Annotated in this window: 16 protein-coding genes and 1 tRNA gene; 10 read left to right on the forward strand and 7 right to left on the reverse strand. The window is 66.5% G+C overall.

Annotated features, from left to right (window positions below; translation table 11 throughout):
• Positions 1-130: 130 nt before the first annotated feature.
• On the reverse strand, positions 131-1,072 hold the full coding sequence (gene prmA / locus CJZ82_RS05125) for a 50S ribosomal protein L11 methyltransferase (protein WP_094554717.1): 942 nt from the start codon (positions 1,070-1,072) through the stop codon (positions 131-133).
• Positions 1,073-1,083: 11 nt separating this feature from the next.
• On the reverse strand, positions 1,084-2,670 hold the full coding sequence (serA, locus tag CJZ82_RS05130; protein WP_094554718.1) for a phosphoglycerate dehydrogenase: 1,587 nt from the start codon (positions 2,668-2,670) through the stop codon (positions 1,084-1,086).
• 146 nt (positions 2,671-2,816) lie between these two features.
• Here serA and CJZ82_RS05135 point away from each other — a divergent pair, with 146 nt between their 5' ends.
• From CJZ82_RS05135 to murD, 4 genes are all read left to right on the forward strand, one after another.
• Positions 2,817-3,296 (forward strand): hypothetical protein, encoded by a 480-nt coding sequence (locus tag CJZ82_RS05135; protein WP_094554828.1) that lies wholly within the window; start codon positions 2,817-2,819, stop codon positions 3,294-3,296.
• A complete protein-coding gene (locus CJZ82_RS05140) occupies positions 3,293-4,087 on the forward strand; it encodes a photosystem II S4 domain protein (protein ID WP_094554719.1) in 795 nt (264 codons plus the stop codon). Before CJZ82_RS05135 ends, CJZ82_RS05140 begins: the two co-directional genes overlap by 4 nt.
• 104 nt (positions 4,088-4,191) lie before the next feature.
• Positions 4,192-4,263 (forward strand) — tRNA-Val (locus CJZ82_RS05145).
• Between the two features lie 27 nt (positions 4,264-4,290).
• Complete coding sequence (murD, locus tag CJZ82_RS05150; RefSeq protein ID WP_094554720.1) at positions 4,291-5,682, forward strand: UDP-N-acetylmuramoyl-L-alanine--D-glutamate ligase; 1,392 nt, start codon at positions 4,291-4,293, stop codon at positions 5,680-5,682.
• Between the two features lie 25 nt (positions 5,683-5,707).
• Here murD and CJZ82_RS05155 read toward each other — a convergent pair whose 3' ends face one another.
• Complete coding sequence (locus CJZ82_RS05155) at positions 5,708-6,433, reverse strand: hypothetical protein (protein ID WP_094554721.1); 726 nt, start codon at positions 6,431-6,433, stop codon at positions 5,708-5,710.
• Between the two features lie 135 nt (positions 6,434-6,568).
• Here CJZ82_RS05155 and CJZ82_RS05160 point away from each other — a divergent pair, with 135 nt between their 5' ends.
• Complete coding sequence (locus CJZ82_RS05160; protein WP_094554722.1) at positions 6,569-7,030, forward strand: EVE domain-containing protein; 462 nt, start codon at positions 6,569-6,571, stop codon at positions 7,028-7,030.
• Positions 7,027-7,848 (forward strand): hypothetical protein, encoded by an 822-nt coding sequence (locus tag CJZ82_RS05165; RefSeq protein WP_094554723.1) that lies wholly within the window; start codon positions 7,027-7,029, stop codon positions 7,846-7,848. The genes CJZ82_RS05160 and CJZ82_RS05165 overlap by 4 nt, the downstream gene beginning before the upstream one ends.
• Here CJZ82_RS05165 and CJZ82_RS05170 read toward each other — a convergent pair.
• The 3 genes from CJZ82_RS05170 to CJZ82_RS05180 all read right to left on the reverse strand — a co-directional run bounded on the left by CJZ82_RS05170 (position 7,794) and on the right by CJZ82_RS05180 (position 9,081).
• Positions 7,794-8,108 (reverse strand): DUF2811 domain-containing protein, encoded by a 315-nt coding sequence (locus tag CJZ82_RS05170; protein WP_094554829.1) that lies wholly within the window; start codon positions 8,106-8,108, stop codon positions 7,794-7,796. The genes CJZ82_RS05165 and CJZ82_RS05170 overlap by 55 nt on opposite strands.
• Before the next feature lie 360 nt (positions 8,109-8,468).
• Positions 8,469-8,846, reverse strand: a complete 378-nt coding sequence (locus CJZ82_RS05175; RefSeq protein ID WP_094554724.1) for a DUF1818 family protein — start codon at positions 8,844-8,846, stop codon at positions 8,469-8,471.
• 4 nt (positions 8,847-8,850) lie between these two features.
• Positions 8,851-9,081: a DNA-directed RNA polymerase subunit omega gene (locus CJZ82_RS05180; protein ID WP_094554725.1), complete on the reverse strand. Its 231-nt coding sequence runs from the start codon at positions 9,079-9,081 to the stop codon at positions 8,851-8,853.
• 53 nt (positions 9,082-9,134) lie between these two features.
• Between CJZ82_RS05180 and CJZ82_RS05185 the strand changes: the two genes are divergently transcribed.
• The 3 genes from CJZ82_RS05185 to CJZ82_RS05195 all read left to right on the forward strand — a co-directional run bounded on the left by CJZ82_RS05185 (position 9,135) and on the right by CJZ82_RS05195 (position 11,947).
• Positions 9,135-10,712 carry an Hsp70 family protein gene (locus CJZ82_RS05185; protein WP_094554726.1) on the forward strand — a complete coding sequence of 526 codons (1,578 nt, stop codon included), beginning with the start codon at positions 9,135-9,137 and terminating at the stop codon, positions 10,710-10,712.
• A 115-nt stretch (positions 10,713-10,827) separates the two neighbouring features.
• On the forward strand, positions 10,828-11,658 hold the full coding sequence (locus CJZ82_RS05190) for a hypothetical protein (protein WP_094554727.1): 831 nt from the start codon (positions 10,828-10,830) through the stop codon (positions 11,656-11,658).
• Between the two features lie 67 nt (positions 11,659-11,725).
• Positions 11,726-11,947, forward strand: coding sequence for a ferredoxin-thioredoxin reductase variable chain (locus tag CJZ82_RS05195; protein WP_094554728.1), 222 nt, complete (start codon positions 11,726-11,728; stop codon positions 11,945-11,947).
• 38 nt (positions 11,948-11,985) lie between these two features.
• On the opposite strand, the gene pyrR is transcribed toward CJZ82_RS05195, so the two are convergent.
• Positions 11,986-12,537, reverse strand: coding sequence for a bifunctional pyr operon transcriptional regulator/uracil phosphoribosyltransferase PyrR (pyrR, locus tag CJZ82_RS05200; RefSeq protein WP_094554729.1), 552 nt, complete (start codon positions 12,535-12,537; stop codon positions 11,986-11,988).
• Between the two features lie 244 nt (positions 12,538-12,781).
• Between pyrR and gpmI the strand changes: the two genes are divergently transcribed.
• Positions 12,782-14,356, forward strand: coding sequence for a 2,3-bisphosphoglycerate-independent phosphoglycerate mutase (gene gpmI / locus CJZ82_RS05205; RefSeq protein WP_094554730.1), 1,575 nt, complete (start codon positions 12,782-12,784; stop codon positions 14,354-14,356).
• The last annotated feature ends 20 nt before the right edge of the window (positions 14,357-14,376 follow it).

Below are 14,376 nucleotides of genomic sequence, written 5' to 3' on the forward strand. Positions count from 1 at the left end.
GGCTCACAGACTCCTGAGTGTTCAGGGCCTGTAGGACAGCACCGTCCTACATCGGACCGGGGCGCTGACGGCGATCCTGGCGTCCCAGCCCCGGAAGCCCAATCAAAGGGTGAGCACGCATAAGCGTGATTTATGCGACATCACCAGGGATCACAGCCCGGCACCACTGGATCTGCACCAGTCCCCAGACGCCCTGGGAGGCCACCAGATCGGCGCTCCAGCCATGAGCAGCCAGCTGCCGGCAGAGCTCCTCCGCCTGATCCACCAAAAGGCCGCTGAGCAGGCCAACACCGCCTGGTGCCAGCAACGTGTGGAAGTGCCCGGCCAGCTCAGCGATCACCGGCGCCAGGATGTTGCACAGCAGCAGATCGGCCGGGCCGTCCTCTGCCAGCAAACCCGCGAGCTCCTGAGCCGATCCCTCCACCACCTGCAACGGCCCACCGGAAACCACGGGATAGCCGTTGAGTTCGCCGTTGCTGCCCGTGGCGCGCACCGCCAGGGGATCGGTGTCGGCAGCGGCGACGCAGCGTGCCCCCAGGCGCAGGGCGCCGAGGCCGAGGATGCCGCTGCCGCAGCCCAGATCGGCCACGCGCTGATCGATCGGCGCCAACCGCTCCAACGCCTCGAGGCAGAGGCGCGTGGTGGGATGGCTGCCGGTGCCGAAGGCGCTGCCGGGATCGATCCGGATCAGGTCGCGGCCGGCATGCTCCTGGGGCGGCTCCAGCCAGGCAGGCAGGATCAGCAGCCGCTCACCCACCGGGTCGGGCTGCCAGTGGCGCTTCCAGCTCAGACTCCAGTCCTCCTCGTCCTGCAGCTGCCATACGAGGGGCGGCAGGACCATGGCGAAGGGCTCGGTGAGGCGCTCAAGCACCTCGGCCAGGCGCCGCCGCTCAGGCTCCGGCCAGTCGGCCTCCGGCAGCCAGGCGACCAACTGGTGGGAGCTGGGCTGCTCGGGGCTGAACTGGATGGCCACCCGGCGGATGCCGAGGGAGGGCAGCTTCCAGAGCAGCGACTCCTCCAGCTCGGGAGGAGCCTCCATTTCCAGACGCCACCAGCGAGGAGCCGGGGACATGGCAGCAGGGCTCAGAGCGTGACCGGATGGGCTTCCTGAATCCCGTTGATCTCGTGAATCGAAACCAGCAGGCTGGGGGGAATCGGGTCGTCGAGGCTGAGCACCATCACAGCGTCGCCACGCACGATGCGGCGGCCCACCTGCATCGAGGCGATGTTGACGTTGTGCTCGCCCAGCAGTGAGCCGATGTTGCCGATGATCCCGGGCATGTCGCGGTGACGGGTGATCAGCATGTGCCTGGTGGGCATCACGTTGACCGGGAACTCATCGATGGTGGTGATGCGCAGGTCGCCGTCGGTGAAAACCGCCCCGGTGACGCTGTGGCTGCCCTGGCCGCCCCTGCAGGTGAGCTGCAGGGAGCCGCCTGCAAAGTCGCGGCTGGCGTCGTCTTTGACCTCGAGCACGTGGATACCGCGGCTGCGGGCTTCGATCCCGGCATTCACGTAGTTGATGCGCTCGCCGAGGGCGCTGGAGAGCAGGCCCTTGAGGGCCGCCACCACCAGCGGCTGGGAGGGATGGTTGGCGAATTCACCCTGGAGTCGTACCTCCAGATCCTGGATCGACCCTCCGGCCAGCTGGCTGAGCAGCAGCCCGAGAGTTTCGGCCAGTTGCAGGTGGGGCTTGAGCCGCTCCATCACCTCCGGTGTCAGTCCGGGGATGTTCACGGCACTGCGGGCAGGGAGACCGAGCAACACGTCGCGGATTTGCTCGGCCACATCTACCGACACGTTCTCCTGGGCTTCCTCGGTGGAGGCCCCCAGGTGGGGCGTGAGGATCAGCCGGTCTTCCACCCGGCGCAGGGGGGAATCGGCCTCCAGGGGCTCGTTGCCGTACACGTCGAGGGCGGCGCCGGCGATGGTGCCGGAGCTGACGGCCTCGGCCAGGGCCTTCTCGTCGACGATGCCGCCGCGGGCGCAGTTCACCAGGCGCGCCGTGGGCTTCATCGTGGCCAGCAGCTCCGCGTTCACCAGGTTCTCGGTGTCGGGGGTACGGGGCAGGTGCAGGCTGATGAAATCGGCTTCCGCGAACAGGGGGCCCACCGCCATCAAGCGCACCTGCAGCACCTGCGCTCGCTCAGCGGAGATATAGGGGTCGTAGGCCAGTACTTCCATGCCCATGGCCTTGGCGACGCGGGCCACATGGGAGCCGATCTTGCCCAGCCCCACCACGCCGAGCTTCTTCTTGTAGAGCTCATTGCCGACGTACTTCTTGCGGTCCCAGCCACCGGCCATGGTGCTGACGTGGGCCTGGGGCACATGCCGGGAGAGGGCAAGCATCATCGCCAGGGCATGCTCGGCAGCCGCGATCGTGTTGCCCTCCGGCGAGTTGACCACCAGCACGCCCCGCTGGGTTGCGGCCTCCACATCGACATTGTCGACGCCGACGCCCGCGCGGCCGATGATCTTCAAGCGAGTGGCGGCCTCGATGATGGCGGCGGTCACCTGGGTGCCCGAGCGGATCATCAGGGCGTCGTAGTCGCCGATGATCTGCTGCAACTGCTCCGGGGATAACCCTGTTCGCACATCCACCTGGGCCACCTGGGACAGGATGTCGATACCCGTCTGGTCGATGGGATCAGAAACCAGAACCTTTGTCATGACCCGGGGCGGAGAGAGAGGGGGTCTGGAGAACGCCAGACACTGCCGGGGGTGAAGTGTAGTGAGCGGTGGCCACGGCTCTCCCCTCCAAGCCCGAGAATCGGGCCTTTGGGCGCACGGTCTTGGGACTGTCGGTGGTGGTGGTGATGAACGACCTGGGCAAGCTGCGGCGGCTGCGCGATCAGCTCGCCGAACTTCAGCCCGCCCCACGGGAACTGATGGCCCTCGGAAAAGGAGAAAGCAGCATCGATTCCATCGAACTGCTCAACCCGGCCCTGGCTCGGCAGCGGCGGCAACGCAGCATGGTGCGCTGGCTGATGCCTTTCGGGTTCTTCGCCGGGCTCATGTTCAGCCTCATCACCAACCTTCACACCTTTGCCTTTGCCGGCACCTACGGCGAACCCCTGATCGGAGGGCTACTGGGCATGGGTTCGGGCTGGATGGGCAGCTACGCCGCGGCCGCCAGTGTTCGCTCGGAAGCCGACGACCGCATCCGCAGCCTGCGCAACCGGCTGGAGGAGGGCAGCTGGCTGCTGCTGCTGGAGAGCGCTCCGGGCCAGGAGATCCCCTGGCTGTTGATTCAGCAGGCCGGTCCCCAGGCGGTGGTGCGGCTCGGCGAAGGATGAGCCACACGCCCCCCGGCGCCGATCTGCTGCGCGGCAGCCGCGATCCGGCAGCCCTCGAACCACTGATCGCCCTGGCCGAGCAGGCCCTGCGCGACTGGCAGCCCCACTGGTCAGGGTTCCTCTCTGCCATGGCCAGGGAAGAGGCAATGGAGCGGCTGGGGGGGCTCAGCGAGCTGCAGCTGGACGCCGAGGGGGGCAGGCCCCAGGCCGAACGCTGCCGGCTGCTGCTGCAGCGCCGCGATCTCGCCGCGGGGTCAACCCCGCCGCCTGCGCCTCTGGCCGGCTTGGACGTCAGCGGCAACTTCCTTTTCGATCCGGCCGAACCGGGCGATGTCCGCGCCGCCCTGCTGGCGGCAGGCGCCCTCGACGGGGAGCTGGGCGATCTATGGCTGCGGGGCGACCGCGGCGCCCAGGTGATCGTGGACCCGATGCTGGCCAGCCGCCTGGGGGGCACCACGGCCCGGGTGCGCAGCGTGGACGTGGAGCTGGAGGCCAGGGATCTCGATCAGCTGCAACTTCCCACCAGACCCCAGCCACGCAAACTGGCCACCGTGGAGGCCAGCTTGCGTCTGGATGCGGTGGCATCGGCCGGGTTCGGTCTGTCCCGCAGCCGCATGGCCGAACTGGTGCGCCGGGGTGACGTCCGCGTGAACTGGCAACCCGTGACCAGCCCCAGCCGAGACCTCAAAGCCGGAGACCGCATCCAGCTGGAGAACCGCGGAGAGCTGACCGTGCTCTCGATCCAACCCACCAAGCGTCAGCGCTGGCGCCTGGAACTTGAACGCCACTGATTGGTGGCGGGCCGACTGCTAAATTGCCTGCTTCGATTCTGGTGAAGCCGCTGAAGGGCAGTTACTCCAGGGTCACACCGACGGGGATTCCTGTTCCCGAACCCGGGCGATTAGCTCAGAGGTAGAGCACTACCTTGACACGGTAGGAGTCACTGGTTCGATTCCAGTATCGCCCACTGAATCCTCTGCACAAGGAGTTCAGGATGCCCAGTACGTCACACCCCCTGGAGGTGGTGATCGGTCTGGGACGCTCCGGCAGCGGTGCCGCCCGTTTACTGAAGGCGAACGGCCGGCGGGTGCTGGTTCTGGAGAGTCGCCGCAGCCCCGAGCTTGAGCAGCAGGCCGAGGCTCTGCGGTCCGGTGGGGTGGAGGTGGAGCTGGGGCAACCCCTGGCGGCCGAACGTTTCGTCCAGCTCCAGCCAGGACGCGACCGGGTGGTGGTGAGCCCCGGCATCCGCTGGGATCATCCGGTGCTGGAGGCCCTGAGAGAGCGGGGCGTCCGGGTCTGTGGCGAGATGTTGGTCGCCTGGGAGGCCAGCGGCAGCATTCCCTGGATCGGCATCACCGGCACCAATGGCAAGACCACCGTCACCCATCTGCTAAGTCACGTGCTGAGCCACGCCGGACTGGATGCGCCGATGGTGGGCAACGTCGGGATTTCGGCGGCCGAGTTGCTGCTTGAGCGCCGCGAGGCCGGAACCAGCCCACCCGACTGGCTGGTGGTGGAGCTGAGCAGCTATCAGATCGAGTCATCAGCGGAGCTGGCGCCACGCCTGGGCCTCTGGACCACGCTCACCCCCGACCATCTCGAGCGGCATGGAACGCTGGAGGCGTACCGGGCGATAAAGCGCAGCCTGCTGGATAACTCCGGGGAGCAACTGCTCAACGCCGATGATGCCGATCTGCGCGCCCATGCCGGCAGCTGGGTCCGGGCCGACTGGGTCACAGCTGGTCCTCGGGAGCAGCTGGGTGCCGGCCTGCAGCCCTGCCTCTGGATCGATGGCGGGATGGTGATGGCAGCCTCCGGGGCCCTGTTCCCCGCAACCGCCCTGGCCCTGCCCGGGGCCCACAACCGTCAGAACATGGTGCTGGTCGTGGCCGCCGCCCTCAAGCTAGGGCTTGAGCCCGCCGTGATCGAGGCCGCCCTGCGCAGCTTTCCCGGGGTTCCCCATCGCCTCGAGCAGATCCGCCTGCTGGATGGTGTGCGCTGGTTCAACGACAGCAAGGCCACCAACTACGACGCCGCCGAGGTTGGAATCACGGCCGTGGAGGGGCCCATGGTGGTCCTGGCGGGGGGTGAGATCAAACAGGGCGACCCCCGGGCCTGGCTCGAGGCCCTTGGGCAGCGGGCGGCCGCCGTGGTCCTGTTCGGAGCGGCCAGGGACGCCTTCGCCGCCCTGCTCAGCGGCAGTGGCTATCCGGGCTCGGTGCAGCTGGTGGAGGACCAGACCGAGGCGGTGCCCCTGGCCCGGGAACTGGCCCGCCGCCTCGGCTGCCCCACGGTTCTGCTTTCACCGGCCTGCGCCAGCTTTGATCAGTACACGGATTTCGAGGCCCGCGGGGAGCATTTCCGCTCGCTGGTGGCCGCCCTCTGAGCGGTCTTGCCGATCCCCCCATCCTTCAGAAGAGCGCAGCGGCGGCCTCGTCCGCCGGCGGTGGCGCTCCGATCTCCCAGGCCGCCAGATACTGCTGGATGAAGATCGCTGCCAAGGGCACGGTCACCAGCATCGGCAGCAGGCAGAACAGGGCGGAAATGGCGATCAGCAGTGCCGAAAGCAGCTCATAGCCCACCAGGCCCCAGCTGTGGGGACTGGAGAAAAGATCGTTGAAGCAGGTCCGGAAGGCAGGCCAGAGCGGCTCCTCGCTGGTGAACACCCGCCGCACGTAGATGGGGGTGAGCGCCATCACGATCAGGCCTGGAATCAGGCAGAGCAGGATGCCGAGCCCGGCGGCAACTGAGACCAGCAGCCCTGCGAGCACGTAGCGGCGGGGATTGGAGCGAAGCAGGGCCAGCCCTTCCCAGTAACTCGGATGATGACCCGTGGCAAACCAGAGGGCCGGCAGGGCGGAAAGCAGCACCCCGATCAATCCCGCCACCACCTGATAAAGGATCGAAAAGGGCAGGTTCAGCACCGACGACACCAGCTGGGTCACGCTTTCGCGCAGATCGGCCGAGACCCCGGCGGTCACCGCCATCGCGATCACGGTGATCAGCAGGCTGATCGCCACCGAGACCAACGCCAGGGCCAGCACCGTGAGCTGGAGTGCCAGGTAGATGCGCCAGTGGGCCACAAAGAGGTTCCATACCGACTGAAGGGTGGGCTTCGGTGCAGGTGACTGGCCCATCACAATCCTCTCGACTGGTTGATCCGGATGTTGTCTAGGCCAGGGGATGCGCTCCGGCCAACCCAACCGAAACAAACCCGCTCGATAGGATCAAGCTTCCAAGACCAACGGCCCAGCAGGGCTGAAGACGGCGAGATGGCTTACTGGTTGATGAAAAGTGAGCCTGATGTGTTTGGCATCAGCCATCTTGAGAGCGAAGGCACCACACTCTGGGACGGCATCCGCAATTACCAGGCGCGTAATTTCATGCGCAGCATGGCACTCGGTGATCAGGCTTTTTTCTACCACTCCAACACCAAGCCACCAGGCATCATTGGCCTGATGGAGGTGATCGAAACGGGACTGACCGACCCCAGCCAGTTCGATCCGACCTCCAAGTACTTCGATCCGGCCTCGAAACCGGAAGCCCCTCGCTGGGATTGTGTCCGCCTGGCCTACCGGCGCACCTATCCCCAGCTGCTCAGCCTGGACGAACTGCGCAGCAGCTTCGATGAGCAGGAGCTGCCTGTGGTGCGCCGGGGCAATCGCCTCTCGATCCTGCCGGTCCCGGCTGCCACGGCCCTGCGGCTGCTTGAACTGCTGGATCCCGGCCGATGAAAACGGAGCCCCGAGGATGCGGGGCCTGGCTGGCGGATGGAGCCGCACAGGGCCTGGCCGCGATTCAGGCGGTGCGGGGCTGGCTGAGGCAGGGACGCAGGGCTTACCGGCGGGCACCCTTGCTGTTCAGCGGTTTCACACTTGTGGGCGGCAGTGCTCAACTGCTGGGCCAGACGGTGCAGAACCGGGCCAGTGATGCCCTGGCCGTGGCGGAGGAACCCGTGCTGGTCTCGATGGGTCTGGTACTGGCGGGGTTATCGCTCAGCGTGGGCAGCCTTCTCTGGCTGAATGTCGGGCTGCTGGGGGGTGCCTCGATTGCCCTGGGAGGAAGGACGCCGCGGCTGGCCGAATTGACCCGCTGGCGGACCGCAGCCATGGGCCGTCTTTTGGGGGTGGAGCTGCTGCTGCTGGTGCTGAACCTGCTGATCATGGCCACAGCCGGGCTGGCTGCGGGGCTGGTGAGCCTGATCCACCCGCTGCTGGCTCTGGTGCCACTGCTGATCGGCGCCACGCTGATGCTGGCCCTGTTCGTGACGCAGATCTTCCACTTGCCGCTGGCCGTGGCCGGTGGCCTCTCTCCTGTGGCCACCTTCCGCTCCGGGCGTACCCTGGTGCCAGCCCATGGCTTGCATCTGCTGGCCCTGAGCATCAGCCTGATCCTGATCGTGCTGCTGCCCCTGGGACTTGCCCTGCTGATCGCCTGGCCCCTGGCCGCAGGGTTGCTGGTGGCCTGGCCCCTGGCCATCTGCAGCCTGACCGCCAGTTACCAGGAGATCGTTGGCGCCGAAGACCGGGGGGTCCTTGACGGCGGCGCCTGATCGGGCCTCCCCTCTGCCGCCCGCTGGAACATGTTGGCCACATAGCAGCGGGTGACGGCCCGGCTCTGGACCCCGTTCTGGACAAGAAAGCCGGCCAGCGCCGCCTGAATCAGGCGGTACTGGTCCCAATTGGGGTGGGCGTCAATGAACTGAGCCATGGAAGTGAGCAATGCCTCGGGGACCTCAGCCCGAAAACTCACCACACCGGTGTCCGACTCGGCCTTGGCGACCGGAGCGGACGCAGTGACGGAAGCGGTCATGACCGGAGCAATGTCCATGGGCGGGTTGAGCTGGTGATGTCATCCACTTCTCCACAGCGCCGGGGCCGCGTCAAATCGGGGACCCAGCGGGGCGGCAGCTCCTTCCAACCCTGAGACTGGCTGCCGCGCAGGGGCAAGGCACGCCCGCGACCTCGGCAAGTATGGGCTTGAAGCTGAACTGGAAGCCTGTCAAGGGGAGAGGCCGCCAAAGCCGAGTTCTCCCCAGACCTGAGCCAGCGCAAAGAGCGAAGAACCTGAACCTGTGGAAAACCTGTGCAAAAGGCTGGTCCGACGCAACCGTGCCTGGGGAGGAGCCCGGCAATCAGCAGTGCTGATCGCCCCCCAATCCCGTGCTCTGTCTCATAGGGGCAAGGGCTCCAGCGCCCGCGCCAGCTCAAGGCCCGCACCTGGCGCCCAGGCGCCCTCCCACCCCCTCAGCCCTGGAGAAGGGATGAGGATGCAGCGCAGCTGCCAGCGGCCGGGGTTGCCATCAAGACCCAGCCACCAGCCGTCACGCTCAAGCTCAAGGCTGATCAATTCCTCTTCCATCAGCTGATCGGCGATGGCGCCGAGTTGATCCAGCAGGCTGAGGAGGCCGGCGCGCAGGCTGCAAGCCTCTACAGCGGTGAGCTCAACAGCCCAGTCGGCACCGCCGATGAGCAAAGGGAACGGGTCCTTGGACGGATCCCAGACCAGCCTCCAACCCTCCGCTTCGGCGCTGTACCCGCTGGGAGTCAAGGATTCAGCCGGGCAGCAGGTCAGGCTGGTCCTGCTCGTCGCTGAGCTCAACGATCGCCCGCTGCACGGGCTTCACCATTTGATCTTCGAGCAAGCCATCGAAATCGTCGAAGCGGCGTTGCTTGGCGCGGAAAGCGATTCGAACGGTGGTCAGGTAACGGTTGCTCGATTGACCGATCAGACTTTCAGCCCGCTGGGCCAATTCCTTGGGATGAACCGTCGGACCGGTAAACATCGAATCAAACCCATTTCCATCACTCTAGTTCAGCTGCTGCCTGGGCCCCATCCATGGCCGTGACAGGCACCCTGGCGATCGACCTGGGGAGCAGCACCACGGTGCTGGCTTTTCAACCCAGCTCGGGCGGAGCACCGGAGCTGCTCGCCATTCCACCCTTCAGCAGCAGCGATCCATGCGTGGTCCCCAGCCTGATCTGGCTTGAGAACCCCCAGAGCGATCAGCCCCTGATCGGCCGTCAGGTGCTCGATGCTGGCCTCGCTTTCAATGGCGGCGAAGGTCTCTGCCGCGACTTCAAACGCAGGATCGGTGCCCTTGCAGGCGAGTCCGGCCCGGCGGCGGCAGGAGCCGGCGGCGAACCGCTCACGCCGGAGCAGGCCGGCAGCCTGCTGATCACCCGACTGTGGCAAGCCCTGCCTGCGTCGGTGCTGCCCACCCGGCTGGTGCTGACCGCCCCGATCGAGGGGTACCGGGGCTACCGCCAGTGGCTGCAGCAGCTGAGCAGCCAGATTCCCGTGGAAGAGGTGGCCCTGGTGGATGAACCCACCGCGGCCGCCATCGGGGCAGGCCTGCCGGCAGGCAGCCGGGTGCTGGTGGTGGATCTGGGCGGCGGCACGATCGATCTCTCGCTCGTGGCCCTCCAGGGCGGTGAAGGACGGGCGGCACCGATCGCCCAGTTGCTGCGCTTCGGCGGCCGCGATCTCGATGGGGGTCGCCAGGCCCTGCGCTGCGCGGAAGTGATCGGCAAGGCCGGCTGCGCCCTCGGTGGCCGCGACATCGACCGCTGGATCGCCATGAGCCTCGCCCCGGACCTGGGAGAGGACCCCAGCCTGCTGGAGGTCAGCGAGCGGCTCAAGTGCGGCCTGAGCGAGGCTGAGGAGGTGACAGGCATCTGGAGCTCAGCGGGAGCCGACAGCCGCGTCCTGCGCCTCGATCGGATCCAGCTTGATCGGCTGCTGCGCGAGCGGGGGCTGCTGGAGTTGCTCGACGACCTGCTGGAGCGGGTGCTGGCAGCGGCGCGGGCCAAAGGACTTGACCGAGAGCAGATCGATGCGGTGCTTCCGGTGGGGGGTACCAGCCGCCTGCCAAGCATTCGCCACTGGCTGGCGGACCGCTGTGGCTCCATCCCCCTGCGCAACCAGCGGCCTGTGGAGGCGGTGGCCCTCGGGGCCCTCGCCCTCACGCCGGGGGTGCGGCTCAAAGACGTTTTGGCCCGGGGAGTGTCGCTGCGCTGCTGGGATCAGCGCAGCGGGGAACATCGCTGGCACCCCCTGTTCCTCGCTGGTCAGAGCTGGCCCACCGACCAGCCCCTGGAACTGGTGCTCAGCTGCAGCCGCGATGAGCAGAGGAGCCTGGAGCTGGTGCTCGGTGAGCCGATTGAGGAGGAACGCAGCGAGGTGGTCTTCATCGACGGGCTTCCCCATGTGCGGCGGCGCCCTGCCGGCGAAGCCAGGACTGAGCCCTGGAGCCGACAGCCGCCCCCTGTGCCCCTCGAACCGCCCGGGAGCTGCGGCATCGACCGGCTGCGGCTCCGTTTCAGCATCGACGCCGAGGGGCAGTTACTGCTTGAAAGCGAAGATCTGCTCGGTGGCACCATCACTGCCGCCAGGGTGCTCGGCCCGGTGCGCTGAAAAGTGTTGCCGATGCCACCGGTCCGCGGCAGTGGACGACACGGCGGCTGCCCCCTGACCTTGTATACCGGGCCTCGCTGTCCATAGAACAGGGATATAAATCTGATTTCCCCTCTTGGCCATTCGCCGCCACAGGCTTCCGCGCTTCTGGCTGGCTCTCACCCTTGGCCTCGTGGCAGCTGGTGTCGGTGGAGCCTGGTGGTGGGAATCCCAGTTGCCGCGCCGGCTGGGGCGGGCCGCGAACGAGGGGCGATTCGACGACTGCATCCGCTACAGCGATCAGCTGGCTTCCCTGCGCTGGTTGAGCGGACGCGCACCGGCGGAGCAGGGTCGCTGCCGCCGGGCCAAAGCTGAACAGCTCTGGCGGCAGCAGAAACCAGAAGAGGCCCTCAAACTGCAACTGTTGCTGGCCAATTCAGCAGCGGGCACCGAGGCCGACCGGCAGCAGTTGCTGGCCTGGCAGCAGGATCTCAAGGACCGTGCCCTCTCCCGCTTCCAGCAGGGGGACCTGGAGGGGGCTCTCGCCCTGCTCAAGCCGATGGGAGAGCATCACCGGCCCGACGGCTCCGCTCTCGGCGACAACCTGCGCGAGTTCTGGGCGCGGAACCAACTGCAGCAGCAGAGGGCCGTGAAACTGGCAGGTGAGAAACGCTGGTGGGAAGCTCTCGACGCCCTCAATCGGATCGATCACCCCTGGTGGACAACCGCGACGGCGCCGCTGCGGCAGCAGGTGGATCAAGCGATCGTCGGGCTCAGGAGCAAGGAACAGGAGCACCACAGCCACGGTGATCAGCCGCTCGACAGCGTGCCCATCGCCAGCCTCGATGCCGCCGTCCAGCGCCAGCTGGCCACAGGCGTCGACGAGTGGACCGCCTTCACCAAGGCCTGCGCCGAGATGGGCGGACGGGTGGTGGAGTCGGGACCGGAGACCACCTGTCGCCGCTGAAGACCGCAGGGCCATCCCCATCCCTGGGGCCATGACAGGATTGGTTCTCCCTCAGTGTCCCCTGCGCATGAAGCCTGGAGAACAGGTCAAGGTCTGCCAGAGCGTGGTCGTCTACACCCACCCTGAACATCGCGGCAAGGCCTTCGATCTGCTGGGACAGCAAGGTGAAGTGCAACAGGTGCTCGACGACTGGAAAGGCAAACCGATCAGTCCCACCCTGCCGGTGATCGTGGCGTTCGGACGGTTCCGGGCACACTTCCGCCCCGACGAACTTGAAACGGCGGGCTGAACGGCCAGGCCCAGACCATCGGCGCTGGAGAAACCAGCTCAACCGGCGCGAATCAAAAACACTCCGTCTTCTCCGTCGGTCTGGCGCAGACAGAGCTGGATCGACTCCTGCCTGCTGGTTGGAACCAGGCGTCCACAGAAATCGGGCTGAATCGGCAGTTCCCTGTGGCCACGGTCGACCATCACCAGCAGCCGCACCAGATCAGGACGTCCCCAGGTATGCAGGGCCTCCAGGGCCGCACGCACCGTGCGCCCGGTGAAGATCACGTCATCCACCAGCACGAGCTGGCGACCTTCGATATCGGAGGGCAGGTGGGTGGCTTCCACCAGACGGGTGCCGACCCGCTCCAGGTCATCGCGGTGGAAGGTGGGATCGAGGCTGCCCTGCTGGATGGGGTGACCGCAGAGCTCCTGAAGTTGCTGGGCCAGCACCCGGGCCAGGGCCACCCCACGGGTCGGGATGCCCAGCAGCAGCAACTGGCGGCTGTCCACGACTCCTTCGAGCACCTGGGAAGCAAGGCGGCGCACCGTGCGGGCAAGGTCGTCGGCGGAGAGGATCTCCACCCGCCGCTGATCGGATGACGGCACCAAGGGAGTGTTCACGAGGAACCGAAATTGGTCATTCCATCGTATGGAGGCGGGAATGTTCCCAAAAGCTGACGCCCCCAGACTGGCGTCTGGCTCAACGACCTGCGGGAGTAACTTGACCCTGGAAGACGCTTGAATAACCATTCGGGAAGTCAGGGTGAGCGCAATTCCCAGCTTCAGACCTCCAACCCTTTCATCCGGCCGGGAGTCAGCTTCGGGGCCTGATCGCGATGGCGAAATCCCCCCCGTGGTGCTGGCCATCCTCGATGGCTGGGGCTTTCGAGAAGACTCACGTCACAACGCGATTCAGTCGGCCAGCACACCGGTGATGGATGCCCTCTGGGAGGCCTATCCCCACACCCTGATCCAGGCCAGCGGCGGAGAGGTGGGTCTGCCTGACGGCCAGATGGGCAACTCTGAAGTGGGCCACCTAACGATTGGCTCCGGCCGGATCATCCGTCAGGAGCTGGTGCGGATCGGCAAGGCAGTACGCGATGGCAGCCTGGCCGCCAACCCTTCCCTGAACGAGCTTGCTGATCAGCTGCTGCGTGAGGGCGGCACCCTCCATCTGCTTGGGCTCGGCTCCGATGGCGGCGTGCACAGCCACATCGGCCACCTCGGCGGCCTACTGCAGTGGGCCGCCTCGCGGGGTCTCAGCGACGTCTGCATCCATGTGATCACCGACGGCCGCGACACGCCCCCCCAGAACGCCATTTCCTACCTGGAATGCATCCAAGCCCAGGTGGAGGCAGCCGGGGTCGGGCGGATCAGCACCATCTGCGGCCGGTACTGGGCCATGGATCGGGACAACCGCTGGGATCGCACCGAGAAGGCTTACAACCTTCTGAGCGATGCCGGTAAGATCAGCCCCCTCTCCTTCCATGAGGCCATTCAGGCGGCCTACAGCGAAGGGATCAACGATGAATTCCTCGAACCGCTGCGCCTCGCCCCTGGCCACCTGAAGCCCGGCGATGGGCTGATCTGTTTCAACTTCAGGCCCGATCGGGTGCGCCAGCTGATCCGTTCCCTGGTGCTCGACGACTTCGATGAATTCGAGCGCAAGCGCATCAGTCCCCTGCATGTGGTCACCTTCACCCAGTACGAACTGGGCCTGCCGGTGGCGGTGGCGTTCCCACCCGAATCCCTCGACGGCCTCCTTGGCCAGGTGGTCTCAGCCCACGGACTGCGTCAGCTGCGCACTGCCGAAACCGAGAAATATCCCCACGTCACGTACTTTCTCAACGGCGGTATAGAGCAACCCTTTCCCGGCGAAGATCGCCAGCTCGTGCCATCCCCACGCGTGGCCACCTATGACCAGGCGCCGGCCATGTCAGCCGACCAACTCACCGACAACTGCATCGCCGCCCTCAACAAGAGGGTGTATTCCCTGGTCGTGATCAACTATGCCAACCCCGACATGGTGGGGCACACCGGCCGCATGGACGCCACCGAGGAGGCCATCACCACCGTTGACCACTGCATCGGCCGCCTGGTTGAGGCCACCAACCGTCTTGGCGGCACCATGCTGATCACCGCCGACCACGGCAATGCCGAGCTGATGGAAGGGGAGGACGGCCGCCCCTGGACGGCCCACACCACCAACCCGGTGCCGGTGATCCTGGTGGAGGGCGAAAAGCGCAGGATTGGAGGACATGGGGCCGCGCCCCAGCTGCGTCAGGGGGGTGGTCTGGCCGACATCGCTCCCACCCTGCTGCAGATCCTGGGACTGCCCCAGCCGGAGAGCATGACGGGCAGTTCCCTGGTGGAACCACTGGAACTGACCAGCCCCAAAGCCTCCTTCGCCGAAGCCCTCCAGGTCTGAGCGGAGCGGTTCGTTAGGTT

Origin of the sequence: Synechococcus sp. 1G10 (genome assembly GCF_002252625.1) — a bacterium.
Taxonomy (GTDB): domain Bacteria; phylum Cyanobacteriota; class Cyanobacteriia; order PCC-6307; family Cyanobiaceae; genus Regnicoccus_A.